Origin of the sequence: Micromonospora sp. NPDC048843 (assembly GCF_040649965.1) — a bacterium.
GTDB lineage: Bacteria > Actinomycetota > Actinomycetes > Mycobacteriales > Micromonosporaceae > Micromonospora > Micromonospora hortensis.
In genome coordinates this window covers 1-15,903 of record NZ_JBEZGJ010000171.1, presented here as the reverse complement: position 1 = coordinate 15,903, position 15,903 = coordinate 1, and the positions used below count along the sequence as shown (strand labels likewise).

Sequence of the window (15,903 nt, the reverse complement as noted above, 5' to 3'; positions counted from 1 at the left end):
GATGCCGAGCGCGACGTAGATGGCGCCGATGATCAGCGTGGAGTGCCCCAGGCCGTACGCGTCGCCGGCCACGCGGGCCCGTCGCTCACCCGGCAAGCGTGAAGGACTACGCCGAGGACGGCAACGCCTCGGCCTCGGTGACCAAGCAGGCCATCTTCGCGGTGATCGGCATCGGTGCGTTCTGGGTCTGCCAGCGCCTGCCGGCCAGCACCTACCGCTCGCTGGGGCGGCCGCTGCTGTTCACCTCGATCGGGCTGTTGGTGGTGCTCAACCTGCTGGTCGCGTTCGCCCGGCTGACCGGTCAGGATTCGGCCAGCTTCGGGCCGGTCGAGGCGCATCTGAACTGGCTGTTCGTCGGCGGGATCCAGCTACAACCCTCCGAGCTGGCCAAGTTCGCGATGGTGCTCTGGGGTGCGCACCTTGTCGCCCGCAAGGGCGCCGCGCTCGGTTGGTGGCGCGAACTGGCCACCCCGCTCTTCCCGGTGGTCGGCCTCCTCTTCGTCCTGGTCGGATACAACGACACCGGCACGATGCTCTGTCTGCTGGCCCTGGTCGTGGGCCTGCTCTGGGCCGCCGGGGTGCGGATGCGGGTCTTCGGCGCCCTGGCCACGGCCGGCCTGGTCGGGATCGGCCTGCTCGTGGCGGTGGCCTCGCTGGGCGCCGGCTCCGGCGAGCGCGGCGCCGACAACTACCGCCTCGCCCGGCTGGACATGTTCTTCAACCCACCGGACCCGGAGACCTGCAAGCTCAACGACTGCCTCCAGTTCTACCAGGGACGGCTGGCCATCGAGCACGGTGGCTGGTTCGGTGTCGGGCTGGGCAAGGGCAGCCTGAAGTGGGACTGGCTCCCCGAGGCGCACAACGACTTCATCTTCGCGATCATCGCCGAGGAACTGGGCGTGATCGGGTGCGTCGTGGTGCTCAGCCTCTTCGCGGTCCTCGCGTACACCGGGTTCCGGATCGCCCGGCGGGTCGACGACCCGTTCCGCCGGCTCGCCGCCACCGCCGTGACCACCTGGCTGGTCAGCCAGGCTGTGATCAACATCGGTGGGGTGGTCGGGCTGCTGCCGATCACCGGTCTGCCGCTGCCGTTCATCTCCGACGGCGGAAGTGCCCTGGTGGTGACGTTGGCCGGCATCGGCATGCTGGCGTCCTTCGCGCGCGCCGAACCCGATGCGGCCAGAGCACTGCATGCCCGTCCGCCGGCCCGGTGGGTCCGACTACTCTGGGCCCCGTTGCCGCCGCTTCCCGGCCGGCGTCGCCGACCGGCGACGCCGCCCGCTGGCCGAGGGTCCGTGCCCCGGTCCCGCGAGCGGCGCCATGACGATCAGGCCGCGCCGCGCGGGGTCCGACAGGACCGCAGCCGCAAGGGTACGGCGAGCGAGAGGAGACGCTGATGGGTCCGCTGCGTTCGGTGGTGCTCGCGGGAGGTGGCACCGGGGGGCACGTCTACCCGCTGCTCGCCTTCGCCGACTGCCTGCGCCGACACGACCCGGGCGTCCGGATCACCTGCCTCGGCACACCCCGGGGCATGGAGAACGACCTGATCCCGCCGCAGGGCTACGACCTGCGGCAGATCCCGGCGTACCAGCTGCCCCGGTCGGTCAACATGAACCTGGTCCGCACACCGGGCCGGATGTGGACCGCGGCGCGCGCCGCGGGCAAGGTGATCGACGAGGTGCGCGCCGACGTGGTCGTCGGCTTCGGAGGGTACGTCTCGGTGCCGGCCTACCTGGCCGCGTGGCGCCGCGAGTTGCCCATGGTGATCCACGAGGTGAACGTGCCACCGGGCGTGGCCAACAAGCTCGGCATGAAGTTCACAAAGAACGTGGCCGTCGGCTTCCCGAACCAGCCGAGCCAGTCCGAGGCGCTGCGGGACGCGACGGTCGTCGGTGTGCCGCTGCGCCGCAGCATCGCCGGTCTGGACCGGTACGCGTTGCGTAACGCCGCCCGCGCCCACTTCGGGCTCCGCCCGGACCTGCCGGTGCTCTTCGTGTCCGGCGGCTCGTCCGGCGCCCGCTCGATCAACCTGGCGGTCTCCGGTGCGGCCAAGGAGCTGGCCCGCAACGGCGTGCAGGTGCTGCACGTGATGGGCGCCCGCAACGAGCCGGTGCCGATCCCCACCGACCTGCCGGTGCCGTACGTGACGCTGCCGTATTTGTCCGAGATGGAGCTCGGTTACGCCGCCGCCGACCTGATGCTGGCCCGGGGCGGGGCGATGACCGTCGCCGAGGTGGCCGCCATCGGGTTGCCCACGATCTACGTGCCGTACCCGCACAGCAACCAGGAGCAGCGGCGCAACGCGCTGCCCGTGGTGGAGGCCGGCGGTGGGCTGCTGGTCGACGACGCGGAGCTCACCCCGGACTGGCTGGAGCGCACCGTCATCCCCCTCATCCGCGACCCACAGCGGCTCTACAACATGGGTGCCGCCGCCGGGTCGTACGGCAGGCGCGACGGCGACGAGGCGCTGCGGTCCTTCGTGCTGGCGGCGGTGGCCCGATGACCGCGCAGTTCACCCCGGCCGGCACTCTCACCGCCGAGGACCTGGGCGCCGTCCACCTGATCGGAGTGGGTGGGGTGGGCATGCTCGGCGTGGCCCGGCTGTTGCTCACCCGCGGTATCCGGGTCTCCGGCAGCGACCTGCGGGAGTGGCCGTCGCTGGCCGGCCTGCGGGCGCTCGGCGGCACCATCCACCTCAGCCACGAGGTGACCAACCTCGACGGGGTCGACACCGTCGTCTACTCGTCGGCCATTCCCCAGGACCACCTGGAGTTGGTCGAGGCGCGTCGGCGCGGCCTGCGGGTGCTGCACCGCTCGGAGGCGCTCGCCGCGGCGATGACCGGCCGTCGGGCGGTGGCCGTCGCCGGCACGCACGGCAAGACCACCACCACCTCGATGGTGACGATGGTGCTCCAGCAGGCCGGTGTGGACCCGTCCTTCGTGATCGGTGGGGAGATCTCCGAGGTCGGCTCGGGCGCCCACCACGGCACCGGCGAGCACTTCGTGGTCGAGGCGGACGAGAGCGACCGCTCGTTCCTCATCTACCGCCCGTACGTCTCGATCATCACGAACGTCGAGGCGGACCACCTGAACACCTACGGCGACTACGCGACGCTGGAGGCGGCGTTCGTGGAGTTCGCCCGCCTCACCGACCCGGACGGGTTCATCATCACCTGCGCCGACGACCCGGGCGGTCGGCGGTTGGCCGAGAGCCTGCGGTCCGAGGGACGACGGGTGTTCACCTACGGCGAGGCCGCCGACGCCGACCTGCGGTTGACCGAGATGGTCTCCTCCGCACGCGGGGTGCGCTACCTGGCCGCGATCGACGGCCGGTCGCTGGGCGAGTTCCGGCTGCCGGTGCCGGGACGGCACATGGGGCTGAACAGCGCCGCCGCGGTGCTGGCCGCGTACCTGCTGGAACTGCCGCTGGAGGCGGCGGAGGCCGCGCTGGCGGTCTTCCCCGGGGTGCGACGGCGCTTCGAGCGCAAGGGTGTCGCGGACGGCGTGCTGGTCTACGACGAGTACGCCTACCACCCGACCTCGATGACGTTGGCGAACCAGACGTTGCGCGAGGTCGCCGGGGACGGCCGGCTGATCGTCGTCTTCCAGCCGTACCGGCTGTACCGCACTCGCGACAACCAGGCGGAGATCGCCGAGGCGCTGGCCATCGCCGATGAGGTGGTGCTCCTGGAGGTCTTCGGGCCGGGTGAGTTGCGTCAGCCCGGCGAGGGCTCGGCGGCGCTGATCGCGGCGGTCGATCTGCCCGCCGACCGCAAGGTCTTCGTGGAGTCGTGGGAGCAGGCCCCGATCGAGGTGGCCCGTCGCGCCCGCTCCGGGGACGTGGTGGTCACCATGGGCGCCCCGCCGATCTCGCTGATGGGCGACGAGTTGCTGGCCGCCCTGGGTGAGCGTACGGCCGGCTCGGCACCGACAGCGACGGTCGACCCGGTGGCCGCCGCCCCGGCGATCGGTGATCCGGTGCCGGGTGGGGCGACGTCCGGCGGCGACGGCGCGGCTCTCGGTGGCACCGCCGTGCCCGGCGGCTCGGCGCCCACGGCCGGATGAGTCCCGGCCCGGCCCGAGGGCGGACCAGCGCCGCCGACGGTGGCGCCCCGCGCCGCGGTCCGGCCCGGCGCTGGCAGTTGGTCCGGGCGGGCCGCGACGCGGTACCGCCCTCGACCCGCCGGTTCATGGCCCGTGCCCGGCAGCGTCGCATGCGTGCGGCGCTGCCGTGGGCGGTGGCCGCCGGGGTGCTCGCCCTGGCCGGGCTGGTCGCCTGGACGGTGCTCGGCACCGGGCTGTTCGGGGTTCGGGAGGTACGCGTGGAGGGTGCCGACCTGGTCACCCCGGTGCAGGTGCACGACGCGGTAGGGGTGCCGGACGGCGTGCCGCTGGCCCGTGTGGACCTGGCCGCCGTCGCCCGTCGGGTCGGCGCGCTGCCGGCGGTGGAGCGGGCCACTGTCTCCCGGGACTGGCCCGGCGCGCTGGTGGTGCGGGTGACCGAGCGGACCGCTGTGGCCGTGGTGCCGCAGGGCGAGGCGTTCGCCCTAATCGACCGGAGTGGGGTGGCCTTCCGGACTGTGGAGCGACGCCCCGCCGACCTTCCACAGGTGACTGTGGCCCGGCCGGCCGCCGACGACCCGGGCACCCGGGCCGCGCTGGAGGTGCTCGTCGCGCTGACGCCGCAGCTGCGCGCGGAGCTGGTGGACGTGAACGTGGCGGGGCTGGCCCGGATCAGCCTGCGGTTGCGAGGCGACCGGACGGTGGTCTGGGGCGACGCCACCCGGGGTACGGACAAGGCTCGGGTGGCCACCGCGTTGCTCGACCAGGACACCGACCGGATCGACGTGAGCGCGCCGGATGTGGTGACCTTTCGTTGACCGGTGAGCGTGCGAGGACGTGACCCGTGGCGCTCCGCGCGGCGACACGCCGCCCGGGTCCTTGGCTCATCGCGCGGTGGCGCTTACGTTGCCTCGAAGAGCTTCAGTGGTTGACATAACTGTAAGCCTCTAGTAGAGGGTTAGGGTTCACCCCTGATCCTCGTTGGTGACAGCTGTCGTCGGCCGCTGGTCTGGCCACGCCGTAACCGGTCGGCCGAAGCCAATCTCGAAGGAAAGGACCGGAGATGACACCTCCGCACAACTACCTGGCGGTCATCAAGGTCGTCGGCATCGGGGGTGGCGGCGTCAACGCCGTCAACCGGATGATCGAGGTTGGGCTCAAGGGCGTCGAGTTCATCGCGATCAACACCGATGCGCAGGCGCTGCTGATGAGCGACGCCGACGTCAAGCTCGACGTCGGTCGGGAGCTGACCCGTGGCCTGGGTGCCGGGGCCAACCCGGACGTCGGGAAGAACGCCGCCGAGGACCACCGCGACGAGATCGAGGAGGTCCTCAAGGGCGCCGACATGGTCTTCGTGACCTGCGGCGAGGGCGGCGGCACCGGCACCGGCGGCGCGCCAGTGGTGGCCAACATCGCCCGCAAGCTCGGCGCGCTGACCATCGGCGTGGTGACCCGGCCGTTCTCCTTCGAGGGCAAGCGCCGCCAGGTGCAGGCCGAGACGGGGATAGACGAGCTCCGCAACCAGTGCGACACGCTGATCGTCATTCCGAACGACCGGCTGCTGGCCCTGGGCGACCGCAACATCAGCATGATGGACGCGTTCCGCACTGCCGACCAGGTGCTGCTCTCGGGTGTGCAGGGCATCACCGACCTGATCACCACCCCGGGTCTGATCAACCTGGACTTCGCCGACGTCAAGAGCGTGATGAGCGGTGCCGGCAGCGCGTTGATGGGCATCGGCAGCGCCCGCGGCGAGAACCGCGCGGTCGAGGCGGCTGAGGCGGCCATCTCCAGCCCGCTGCTGGAGCAGAGCATGGACGGCGCGCGCGGCGTGTTGCTCTCCATCGCCGGCGGCTCCGACCTGGGCCTGTTCGAGATCAATGACGCAGCCCAGCTGGTCACCGACGCGGCCCACCCGGACGCCAACATCATCTTCGGCGCGGTCATCGACGACGCGCTCGGTGACGAGGTGCGGGTGACTGTCATCGCGGCGGGCTTCGACGGCGGCACGCCCGCGTACAAGGCGGCCGAGCCGACCCGCAAGTCCAACACCAACCAGCCGGCGCCGCAGAGCGCCCCGGCGCCGACGCCGGCCACCAACCCGACTCCGGCCCAGTCGCCGCGTCGCGTGCTCTTCGACGACGTGGACGTTCCCGACTTCCTCAAGAACGGGTCCTGAGCACCGCCGATGACCGACAGCTCAGCCACGGTACGGCCAGATCGGCACGCCGAACTCGCGGCCGGTCTGGCCCAGGTTCGGTCCCGGCTCGATGACGCCTGCGCGCAGGCCGGCCGGGACCGTGCCGAGGTAACCATGATCGCCGTGACGAAGACCTACCCGGCCAGCGACGTGTTGGCGCTGGCCGGGCTCGGGGTGACCGACATGGGGGAGAACCGCGACCAGGAGGCGGCCGGCAAGGCCGCCGAGGTGGCTGCCGCCGGGGTGCGTCCCCGCTGGCACTTCATCGGGCAGTTGCAGCGCAACAAGGCCCGTTCGGTGGTCCGCTACGCCGACGTGGTGCACTCCGTCGACAGTGTGCGGCTGGCGCGGGCGTTGGCCACCGCGACCGCGGAGCGGCAGGAGCCGCTCGACGCGCTGGTCCAGGTGAGCATCGACGGCGACGCGGCCCGGGGCGGGGCCCTGCCCGGCTCGGCGGATCCGGCCGCCGGTCTGGAGCCGGTGGCCGAGGCGCTGGCCGACGCGCCGGGGATGCGTCTGGCCGGTCTCATGGCTGTCGCTCCGCTGGGGTGGGAGCCGGAGCGGGCGTTCGCCCGGCTCGCGGAGGTCGCCGGCGCGTTTCGGGCTGTCCATCCGGGAGCCACGGCGTTGTCCGCCGGTATGAGCGGAGATTTCGAAATCGCGATCCGTTACGGCGCGACACATGTCCGCGTCGGTAGCGCGTTGCTCGGAATGCGTCCCACGCTGCGGTAGCCTGACCGCGAGACAAGCAAATTACATCAGTGTTGTTTCAGGGGCGGGCGTCTCCTAGTCGGGGGTCGTGGCGCGCGACGCGAATCGCGCGCCGGGGGATTGCCGTTCCGGTCCGATGGGCATGGTTGTCCACTCGCGACGGGCGACATGGCACGGGGGCGCGTGCCGCACGGCGGACGGAAGGGCGCGGGATGGGTGCACTGCGCAAGGCGGGGGTCTGGCTCGGTCTGGTCGAAGAAGACGACGAGCGGGCCTACGACGACGGTGGCTACGACAAGGGTGGCTACCGCGACTCGCGTTACCGGCAGAGCCGGTATGCCGAGGAGTTCGCCGACGACGACGAGGATGACGCCGAGGAGCCACCGGCTCCGCGGCCGCGCGACAGCGGGCGGGGTCGACTCTCCGAGCGGTCGAGCGGGCGGTTGAGCGAGTCCGAGCGCGGTGACGGTGAGCGGCCGGAGCGGATCGAGCGGTCCAGCGTCCGGTCGATCACCCGGTCGTCGGCGGGCGAGACCTCCGGTGCGCTGACCTACCACACCCGGGACAACCTCGCCCTCGCGCCGCAGGTCACGTCGCGCGAGCGAGCCCTGCCCGAGGAGGAGCAGCGTTACCAGATCACCACGCTGCACCCCACCACCTACCGGGAGGCGCGCACCATCGGTGAGCACTTCCGCGACGGCGTCCCGGTAATCATCAATCTCACCGAGATGGATGAGGCCGATGCCCGCCGTCTGGTGGACTTCGCCGCCGGACTGGCGTTCGGCCTGCGCGGTACGATCGAGCGCGTGACCAATCGGGTGTTCCTGCTCTCACCGGCTAACGTCCAGGTCACCGCAGAGGACAAAGCCAAGATCGCTGAGGGCGGCTTTTTCAGTCTGAGTTGATCCCGCCCGACCCGAGGGACGTCGCTGACCGTGTTGTCGATCTTACTGCAAGTGCTGTACCTGATCCTTTATGTCTTCCTGCTCCTTCTTCTGTCCCGGTTCGTGTTGGGCGCCGTCCTGCAGTACGGCCGTCGCTGGCAACCGGGGCGTGGAGCATCCGCAGGATTGGAATCCGTGTGGAGCGTCACTGATCCCCCTCTCAACGCGTTGAGGCGTGTGATCCCTCCGCTGCGAATTGGTACCGTGAGCATCGACCTGGCCTCCCTTGTGCTCCTGGTTATCCTGTTCGTGCTGATGGAGTTCGTGTTAGGGCCGTCGATCAGGGCATCTGCCTGATGACCGACGCGCTTTCGCGGCCGCAACTGACCCGAGGAGTTTCGATGCCGCTGACCCCGGCCGACGTCCACAACGTCGCCTTCAAAAAGCCGCCGATCGGCAAACGGGGGTATGACGAGGAGGAGGTCGACGCCTTCCTTGACGAGGTCGAGCGCGAGCTCGCCCGTCTCATCGAGGAGAACAACGAGCTGCGCGCCCAGGTGGAGCGCGGTGGCCGTGGCGGTGCTCCCGCCGGCCCCGGCGGCGACGCCCGACTGGCGGCGGAGCTCAACGATGTCAAGGCCCAACTGGACCGGGTGCAGCGCGACAAGTCGGCGGCCGAGCAGGCTGCCCGCGCGATGCAGGCCGAGCTGGAGCAGGTCCGCGCGACCGGCGGCCCGGCCGGCGGCGTCACCGGTGACGGTGAGCAGCAGGCCCTGCGCGTGCTGATGATGGCCCAGCGCACCGCTGACGACCACGTGTCCGACGCTCGCCGCGAGGCCGACCAGCTGCTGTCCGAGGCTCGCAGCAAGGCCGAGGAGGTGACCCGGGAGGCGCGCGCCAAGGCTGACGCCCTTGAGCGGGACGCCCGCCAGCGGCACCAGGAGGCCATGGGCGGCCTGGACGCCAAGCGCACGGCTCTGCAGAAGCACATCGAGGAGCTCAAGCAGTTCGAGCGCGAGTACCGCACCCGGCTCAAGGCGTACCTGGAGAGCCAGCTGCGGGACCTCGACGGTCGTGGCCAGGGCCTCGAGGCCGAGATGACCCGCTCCGAAGCCGGCCGGGTCGCTGGCGGCAACGGGCTGGCCGCAGCGGGTCTCGCTGGTTCGTACGGCGGCGGCGGGCGCTCCGGCGCCCTCGAAGCCGGACGCTGAGCACCGGCCGGCGATCGCTGTCCGCCAATGGTGACGGTCGCCGGCCTGGCCTGGACAGTTCGACGCGGCGGGGGTGAGCCGTGATAGTCGCAAGTCTTCTGCTCATCCTCGTCGCGGTGGTGCTACTGGTGCTCGGCCTGGCCGGTGGCTCCAGCTTCTTGTTGGTCATCTCCATCGCGGCCAGTCTGCTGGCCGCCGTGGCGTTGGTGGTGGGCGCCCGCCAGGCAGCCGCCAACCGCGCCATGGCGGATCCCGGCCGGACCGACCGACGGCACCCCGACGCACCCCGCACGGCCAGCCAGGCCACACCGGGTGTCGCGTACGGGCCGCCGCTGGTCGAGCCGGAGGTACCGGTCCAGCACGTGCCCACGACGTTTGGTACCGGCGGCACCGGGTGGCGGCAACCACCCGAGCCGCCGGTCGACCAGGCGCCACCGGTTGACAGTGCGCCGCCGATCGATGAGGCCCCGCCGCGCGTCGATGACGCGTCGCCGTTGGTGGGCGCGGCGGACGAGCCGCCCGCGCGGGCCCGTCCGGTAAGCCCGGCGTCGCCGTTCGCGGCGTCGACCGATGACGTGTTCGACCCGGCGGTCGCGGCGGTCGACGAGCCGGCCGCCCAGCAGATCACGGCCGCCGAGGCGGCCCGGGTGGCCCGACTGCTCGACGCCGTCGAGGTCGTCGACGGCCGCCCCCGTTACCACCTGGACGGCTGCCCCCACCTGATCGGCTGGCAGCCCGAGACGTTGCCGGTCGCCGAGGCCGTGGAACTCGGCTTCACCCCGTGCGCGCACTGCGCGCCGGCCACTGCTCTCCTCGCCGACGCCCGGCCGATCTGAAGCGGTGCCGGTGCCCGCGCAGGACACGCTCACAGTGGCGGTACGGGTGAAGCCCGGCGCCTCCCGGGACCGGGTGGGTGGCCGGTTCGACGGCCCGCACGGGCCCGCCCTCGTGATCGCGGTCCACGACCCGGCGGTCGACGGTCGGGCCACCGAGGCCGCCCGCCGGGCGTTGGCCGGCGCGTTGGGCGTCCGACCGGCCGCCGTGTCACTGCGTACCGGCGCGGCCAGCCGGGACAAGCTCTTCCTCGTCGATCGGCCCGGCCCGGAGTTGCCCGGGGTGCTGCGCCGCCTGCGCGACGGATCCGCCGAGTGAGGACAGCCCAGGCAAGGCAGCCGTGACGCCCGGGTTGGACATCGCGCTGCTGCTCGGTGCGGCAGTGCTGCTGGTGGCTGTCGGCGCGGTGCGACTCTCCACCCGCCTCGGTGTGCCCAGCCTTCTGGTCTACCTGGCTCTGGGCGTGGCGATCGGCGAGAGCGGGTTGGGCATCCGTTTCGACGACGTCGAGCTGACCCGGACCCTCGGCTTCTGCGCGCTGATCGTGATCATCGCGGAGGGCGGCCTCACCGCCCGGTGGACCACGCTGCGCCCGGTGCTCGGGCTGGCCTCCGCGCTCTCCACCGTCGGCGTGATCGTCAGCATCGTGGTGGTCGGCGTGGCAGTGCACCTGCTGCTGGGGCTGGACTGGCGGTTGGCACTGCTCTACGGCGCGGTGCTCTCGTCCACCGACGCGGCGGCCGTCTTCGCCACCCTGCGCCGACTGCGGTTGCCGCCCCGGCTCGTGGCGACACTGGAGGCCGAGTCGGGGATGAACGACGCCCCGGTGGTGCTGCTGGTGGTGCTGCTGTCCCACAGGGGTTTCGCGCACCCGTGGTGGTACGAGGTCGCGCTGGTCTGTTACGAGCTGGGCGTCGGTGCGGCGGTGGGCGTGGCCGCGGGCGTCGCCGGCACCTGGGCGCTGCGCCGGGCGGCGCTGCCCTCGGCCGGGCTCTACCCGATCGCCGCGGTGGGCATCACCGTGCTGGCGTACGCCGCGGGGGCCGTTCTGCACGCCTCGGGCTTCCTCGCCGTCTATGTGGCCGGGGTGCTGCTGGGCAATGCCCGCCTGTCGCACCGGCAGGCGATTCTCGGTTTCGCGGACGGGCTTGCCTGGCTCGCCCAGATCGGGTTGTTCGTGCTGCTCGGGTTGCTGGCCTCGCCGGGCCGGCTGGACGCGGCGGTGTTGCCCGCGGTGGTCGCCGGGCTGGCTCTGGTGCTCCTGGCCCGGCCGTTGTCGGTGGCCGTCACGGCGTTGCCGTTTCGGGTCGGCCTTCGAGAACAGGCGTTCCTGTCCTGGGCTGGGCTGCGCGGGGCGGTGCCGATCGTGCTGGCCACCATTCCGCTCTCCGAGCGGGTGCCCGGCGCGGAGCGGCTCTTCGACGTGGTCTTCGTGCTGGTGGTGATCTTCACGTTGGTGCAGACCGGGACGCTGGGGCCGTTCGCCCGCCGGTTGCGGGTGACAGCGCCGGCCGAGGCCGCCGAGATCCACGTGGAGACCGCGCCACTGGAGCGAATGCGGGCGGACCTGCTCCAGGTGGAGGTGCCACCGGGCTCGCGACTGGCCGGCGTGCACGTCGACGAGTTGCGCCTTCCGCTGGGCGCGTCGGTGACCCTGGTGCTGCGCGACGGCGTGGGCTTCGTGCCCGCACCGGACACCCGGTTGAAGACCGGCGACAGTCTGCTGATCGTGGCGACCGCCGGGGTGCGGGACGCGGCGGAACGGCGGTTGCGGGCGGTCAGTCGGCGGGGTCGCCTGGCCCGATGGTTTGGTGAGTACGGGGATGAGGTGCCCAATTGATCTGCTAGCGTTCCCTTTGCCCCGGTTAGGCAGGGCTAGGGGCTGTTAGGCGGAGCGACGGTGCGGCACGTTGTCGGACGCCTGTACGTTCCGTATTCTTGCCAATCTCCGGAGTGCGCGGCCATCGTCGCCGTGCGCCCCTTTTCGTACTAGGGGACGCCTGGTCGGCGCCCCCTGACCAGGCGCCGCGGACCGCGCGGTTCCCCGGCCGAGGGAGCGACCCATGGCGAAGCCATCCGACACCAGGACCGCCGGGCGCAAGCCGGCGGCGAAGGCCACCCGCAGCACCGCGGAGACCGAGAAGATCCGGGCGGCGCTGGCGGCGCGGCGGGACGAGCTTCGTGCCGAGTACGATCAGACGCTGAGTGAGATCACCGAGCTGCAGCGCGATCGGCTGACCGACTCGGCCGGGGACGACCAGGCCGACACGGGCACCAAGACGCTCGAGCGGGAGCAGGAGATCTCTCTCGCCAACAGCATTCTGGAACGGATCACGCAGGTGGAGCGCGCTCTGGAGCGTCTCGACGAGGGTGGTTACGGCTGGTGCGAGCGGTGCGGCAACCCGATCCCGGTCGAGCGCCTCGCCGCCTTCCCGTCGGCCACCCTGTGTGTGACGTGCAAGCAGCTGGAGGAGCGGCGCTGAGGTCCGTTCCCCGGCGGCGATGAGACGGTGAGCGATCACCGCCAAGACTGTCGATGGGGAGCGCATGACCGCAGTACCGTCCGCCGAACCCGGCCGCACCGATCCGGGCGGCGGCACCCGCCGGTCCCGGGCCGTCGCGATTCTGGCCGGAGTCGCCCTGGTGGCCCTGCTGGCCGACCTGGTCACCAAGCATCTCGCGCTGGCCGCGCTGACCGACCGGGAGCCGGTCCGCCTGCTCGGCGGTTTCGTCTACCTGAGCCTGACCCGCAACAGCGGCGCGGCCTGGAGCATCGGCGCGGACCACACCTGGGTCTTCCCACTGATCACCATCGGTGTGGTCGGCTGGATCGTCTGGATGGCACTGCGGCTGCGCTCGCTGCCCTGGGCGGTTTCGCTCGGCCTGGTGCTCGGTGGCGCGTTGGGCAACCTCGTCGACCGGATCTTCCGGGCGCCGTCCCCGTTCCACGGGCACGTCGTCGACATGATCAGCCTCTTCGACCCGTACGGTCAGGTCTGGCCGGTGTTCAACCTGGCCGACAGTTCGCTGGTCTGCGGCGTGCTTCTGGCCGTCCTGTTGGAGCTGACCGGCCGCCAACGTGACGGCCGGCGGGCGGGGCGCGACGGCGACCCGGCCACGACGGACGCCGCCGCGCCGGGCGCCGAGCAGCGGGAGCGGGCATGACCTCCGCGTTCGCCGCTGGCGGCGACCACCGTTCCCTTCCGGTTCCGGACGGCCTCGACGGCATGCGCCTGGACCAGGCCGTGTCCCGCCTGTTCGGGCTCTCCCGCACCGCCGCTGCGGCCCTTGTCGACGCCGGGGACGCGCTGGTCGACGGCTCCGCCCGGCCCAACTCGCACAAGGTCAAGGCCGGCTCCTGGCTGGACGTCACGCTGCCCGCCCCGGTCGCGCCGCCGACTGTGGTGCCGCAGGCGGTGCCCGGCCTGCGGGTCGTCTACGCCGACGACGACATCGTCGTGGTCGACAAGCCGGTCGGGGTGGCCGCGCACCCGAGCCCCGGGTGGACCGGGCCGACGGTGATCGGCGCGCTCGCCGCGATCGGGCACCGCATCTCCACCAGTGGCGCCGCCGAGCGTCAGGGCGTGGTGCACCGGCTCGACGTGGGCACCACCGGGATCATGGTGGTGGCCAAGAGCGAGCAGGCGTACACGGCGTTGAAGCGGGCCTTCAAGTACCGCGAGGTCGACAAGGGCTACCACGCTGTGGTGCAGGGTCACCTGGACCCGCTGCGGGGCACCGTCGACGCGCCGATCGACAGGCACCCCACCCACGACTACCGCTGGGCGGTGGTCTCCGGCGGTAAGCCGAGCATCACCCACTACGACACTCTGGAGGCGTTCCCGGCGGCGAGTCTGGTCGACGTCCGGCTGGAGACCGGCCGGACCCACCAGATCCGGGTGCACTTCTCCACACTGCGGCACCCCTGTGTGGGTGACCTCACCTACGGCGCCGATCCCACCCTCTCGGCCCGTCTCGGCCTGGCCCGACAGTGGCTGCACGCCCGCGAACTGAGCTTTTTGCACCCCCGAACGGGGGACGAGGTCCGGTTCGTCAGCGACTACCCTGACGACCTGGACCGTGCGCTTCAGATCCTGCGTGACTGAGCGGCGACCGCCCGACACCGTTCCACAGAGGGGATCCCGCCCGTGCGCGCCGGCAACCTGCTGCGGCAACTGGACCAGCGGTTGCTGCCGCCGCTGACCCGGGCCGTGGCCCGGCTGGGCGACCGGTCGGCGCGCTCCGGCGTCCTCAGTTGGGCCGCGGTGCTCTCCGCGGCGGCGGTGTTGGGCACCGCCGTCTGGGCCGTCGACGACACTCCGGTCGGCGACCGGACGGTCGGCGAGGTGACCCGGGTCGGCGTTGCCGACGGCGACTCCGTCCCCGGCTACCTGCGGTCCGCCGCGGCCGACCTGGCCGCGCTGCCCGCGTCCGCGCCGGCCGCCGAGGGCGGGACGTACGCACTGGTCACGCTCGACGCGTACCTGCCTCCGCAGCGGCTGGCGACGGTGCTCGGCGACGTCGGGGTCTCGACAGTCTTCGGGCGGGTTCCGCTGCCCGGCAGGCAGACCGAGATCGTCAAGATCCCCGCGCTGCGGGTGCCCGACGACGTGGTCGCCGGAATGGAACAGGTGGCCACCCGCAAGGAGACCGAGGCCGCCGACTATCGGGTCAGGGCCGCCGCTGTCGACGGCGACGGGGCGGGCGAGCGGGAGTTGCGGGAGCAGTACGTCAGCGGCGCCGAGGTGGCCGCCGCCGAGGCGGCCGCGTACCGCACCGGCTGCGCCTGCGTCTACGCGGCGGTGGTGCGCGCGACGCCGGTGGCGCTGCGCGGTGTCGCGGCCCGGCCGGATGTACGGGCGGTCGACCCCGCTCCCGAGGTGTACCGGCTGGACCGGACTGTCTTCACGCCACCCCTGCCGGAGCAGCGTGACGTGGTGCGCCCGCCGGTCGACACCGGGCCGAGCCCCGTACCGACCCGGTCCGAGCGGCCGGCGCCGATGATCAGCGCACCGGCGTCGTCGGCCCCCGTGGGCGAATCGTCGGAACCCGCACCAGTCGTGACGATTCCGTCACCCGAACCGTCGAAGCCGGAGCCCAGCGACTCGGCGCCGCCGAGTGTCACCACCTCGCCGGACGCCGCCCTCACCGAGCCGTCGCCGCCATCGCCGTCGTCGTGATCTGCGCCGGCTGGTGTGCGCTCTGAGGTGTGGTCCGAATAGGGTTGGGTTCGTAGCCTGTCAGACAGAGATCGATGGCGCTGGGAGGGCGGGCCGTGGAGGGCAGTGAGACCGGCTGGGGCCGGCCGGCCGAACCAGCGCCGCGGTGGCGCGCGCTGTTGGACCGCGCCCGGCTGGGCGGTCGCGGCGCGGAGCAAACCGAGTCGGAGCGGCACGGCGAGGAACCGCCGCCGGACCCGCTGCCACGGCGTGCGGCCCCGAACGGCTACGCCGGGCGGGCACCCGCCATCGGGCATCCGGCCGACCTGTCGTACGGCGCGGAGCCTGGTTACCGGGCCGAGGCGACCTACCGGGTCGACCCCGCCTACCGGGCCGACCCCGCCTACCGGGCCGAGCCGGACTACCGGGCCGAGCCCGCGTACCGGACCGAGCCGGGTTATCGGGCCGAGCCGGACTATCGAGCGGAGCCCGCGTACCGGACCGAGCAGCCGGACTACCGCGCTGAGCCCGGCTACCGGGCCGAGCCGGGCTACCGCGCCGAGCCGGACTACCTCGCCACGCCCGGCTACCGTGCCGAGCCGGACTACCGTGCCGATCCGGGCTACCGCGCCGAGCCGGACTACCGGGCCGAGCCGACGTACCGGGCCGAGCCCGAGCCGCCGGCCCGCGGCCCCGACCCGGTCCCGTCGCGCTACGCGTTGCTGGACAACGGCTACCGACCGGGCGACCCGCCGGTGGAGTCGCGGTACGCCCTGCTGGAGACGGGCTACCAGCCGGAGACCGGCTACCCGGCCGCCCCGCCCCCGCCCCCGCCCCCGCCC

Annotated in this window: 15 protein-coding genes and 2 pseudogenes; all 17 read left to right on the top strand. The window is 72.3% G+C overall.

Translation table 11 applies throughout. The annotated features are described in order from the left end of the window. Positions 1-95 precede the first annotated feature (95 nt). Positions 96-1,397, top strand: a pseudogene (locus AB0C20_RS29455) (putative peptidoglycan glycosyltransferase FtsW); the annotation flags it as partial. Next, entirely contained in the window at positions 1,397-2,503 is a 1,107-nt protein-coding gene (murG, locus tag AB0C20_RS29450) for an undecaprenyldiphospho-muramoylpentapeptide beta-N-acetylglucosaminyltransferase (protein WP_357569160.1), read from the top strand. The pseudogene AB0C20_RS29455 and the gene murG, both read left to right, overlap by 1 nt. Continuing rightward, positions 2,500-4,065 carry a UDP-N-acetylmuramate--L-alanine ligase gene (gene murC, locus AB0C20_RS29445; protein ID WP_357189970.1) on the top strand — a complete coding sequence of 522 codons (1,566 nt, stop codon included), beginning with the start codon at positions 2,500-2,502 and terminating at the stop codon, positions 4,063-4,065. The genes murG and murC overlap by 4 nt, the downstream gene beginning before the upstream one ends. Beyond that, a complete protein-coding gene (locus tag AB0C20_RS29440) occupies positions 4,062-4,880 on the top strand; it encodes an FtsQ-type POTRA domain-containing protein (RefSeq protein ID WP_357569159.1) in 819 nt (272 codons plus the stop codon). Before murC ends, AB0C20_RS29440 begins: the two co-directional genes overlap by 4 nt. Before the next feature lie 245 nt (positions 4,881-5,125). Then, positions 5,126-6,241 (top strand): cell division protein FtsZ, encoded by a 1,116-nt coding sequence (gene ftsZ, locus AB0C20_RS29435; RefSeq protein ID WP_357189974.1) that lies wholly within the window; start codon positions 5,126-5,128, stop codon positions 6,239-6,241. Positions 6,242-6,250: 9 nt separating this feature from the next. Continuing rightward, a complete protein-coding gene (locus AB0C20_RS29430) occupies positions 6,251-6,994 on the top strand; it encodes a YggS family pyridoxal phosphate-dependent enzyme (protein WP_357189976.1) in 744 nt (247 codons plus the stop codon). A gap of 191 nt (positions 6,995-7,185) precedes the next feature. Further along, positions 7,186-7,878 (top strand): cell division protein SepF, encoded by a 693-nt coding sequence (sepF, locus tag AB0C20_RS29425; RefSeq protein ID WP_238667380.1) that lies wholly within the window; start codon positions 7,186-7,188, stop codon positions 7,876-7,878. 30 nt (positions 7,879-7,908) lie between these two features. Next, a complete protein-coding gene (locus AB0C20_RS29420; protein WP_357189979.1) occupies positions 7,909-8,214 on the top strand; it encodes a YggT family protein in 306 nt (101 codons plus the stop codon). Between the two features lie 44 nt (positions 8,215-8,258). After that, positions 8,259-9,068, top strand: a complete 810-nt coding sequence (locus tag AB0C20_RS29415) for a DivIVA domain-containing protein (protein WP_036411965.1) — start codon at positions 8,259-8,261, stop codon at positions 9,066-9,068. Positions 9,069-9,148: 80 nt separating this feature from the next. Continuing rightward, complete coding sequence (locus tag AB0C20_RS29410) at positions 9,149-9,904, top strand: hypothetical protein (protein ID WP_357569158.1); 756 nt, start codon at positions 9,149-9,151, stop codon at positions 9,902-9,904. Between the two features lie 10 nt (positions 9,905-9,914). Then, positions 9,915-10,220: a DUF167 domain-containing protein gene (locus AB0C20_RS29405; RefSeq protein WP_357569157.1), complete on the top strand. Its 306-nt coding sequence runs from the start codon at positions 9,915-9,917 to the stop codon at positions 10,218-10,220. 22 nt (positions 10,221-10,242) lie between these two features. Continuing rightward, positions 10,243-11,742, top strand: a complete 1,500-nt coding sequence (locus AB0C20_RS29400; RefSeq protein ID WP_357189985.1) for a potassium/proton antiporter — start codon at positions 10,243-10,245, stop codon at positions 11,740-11,742. A gap of 223 nt (positions 11,743-11,965) precedes the next feature. After that, positions 11,966-12,385 carry a TraR/DksA C4-type zinc finger protein gene (locus AB0C20_RS29395; RefSeq protein ID WP_124854350.1) on the top strand — a complete coding sequence of 140 codons (420 nt, stop codon included), beginning with the start codon at positions 11,966-11,968 and terminating at the stop codon, positions 12,383-12,385. 64 nt (positions 12,386-12,449) lie between these two features. After that, complete coding sequence (gene lspA, locus AB0C20_RS29390; protein ID WP_357569156.1) at positions 12,450-13,067, top strand: signal peptidase II; 618 nt, start codon at positions 12,450-12,452, stop codon at positions 13,065-13,067. Next, positions 13,064-14,008, top strand: a complete 945-nt coding sequence (locus AB0C20_RS29385) for an RluA family pseudouridine synthase (protein WP_091407730.1) — start codon at positions 13,064-13,066, stop codon at positions 14,006-14,008. Before lspA ends, AB0C20_RS29385 begins: the two co-directional genes overlap by 4 nt. 42 nt (positions 14,009-14,050) lie before the next feature. Beyond that, positions 14,051-15,082 carry a hypothetical protein gene (locus tag AB0C20_RS29380; protein ID WP_357189990.1) on the top strand — a complete coding sequence of 344 codons (1,032 nt, stop codon included), beginning with the start codon at positions 14,051-14,053 and terminating at the stop codon, positions 15,080-15,082. 74 nt (positions 15,083-15,156) lie between these two features. Further along, positions 15,157-15,903 (top strand): annotated as a pseudogene (locus AB0C20_RS29375) (ATPase); the annotation flags it as partial.

Coding starts and splice junctions, on each gene's coding strand:
- murG (WP_357569160.1), top strand. CDS start 1,397: ATGGGTCCGCTGCGTTCGGTGGTGCTCGCGGGAGGTGGCACCGGGGGG.
- murC (WP_357189970.1), top strand. CDS start 2,500: ATGACCGCGCAGTTCACCCCGGCCGGCACTCTCACCGCCGAGGACCTG.
- AB0C20_RS29440 (WP_357569159.1), top strand. CDS start 4,062: ATGAGTCCCGGCCCGGCCCGAGGGCGGACCAGCGCCGCCGACGGTGGC.
- ftsZ (WP_357189974.1), top strand. CDS start 5,126: ATGACACCTCCGCACAACTACCTGGCGGTCATCAAGGTCGTCGGCATC.
- AB0C20_RS29430 (WP_357189976.1), top strand. CDS start 6,251: ATGACCGACAGCTCAGCCACGGTACGGCCAGATCGGCACGCCGAACTC.
- sepF (WP_238667380.1), top strand. CDS start 7,186: ATGGGTGCACTGCGCAAGGCGGGGGTCTGGCTCGGTCTGGTCGAAGAA.
- AB0C20_RS29415 (WP_036411965.1), top strand. CDS start 8,259: ATGCCGCTGACCCCGGCCGACGTCCACAACGTCGCCTTCAAAAAGCCG.
- AB0C20_RS29395 (WP_124854350.1), top strand. CDS start 11,966: ATGGCGAAGCCATCCGACACCAGGACCGCCGGGCGCAAGCCGGCGGCG.
- lspA (WP_357569156.1), top strand. CDS start 12,450: ATGACCGCAGTACCGTCCGCCGAACCCGGCCGCACCGATCCGGGCGGC.
- AB0C20_RS29385 (WP_091407730.1), top strand. CDS start 13,064: ATGACCTCCGCGTTCGCCGCTGGCGGCGACCACCGTTCCCTTCCGGTT.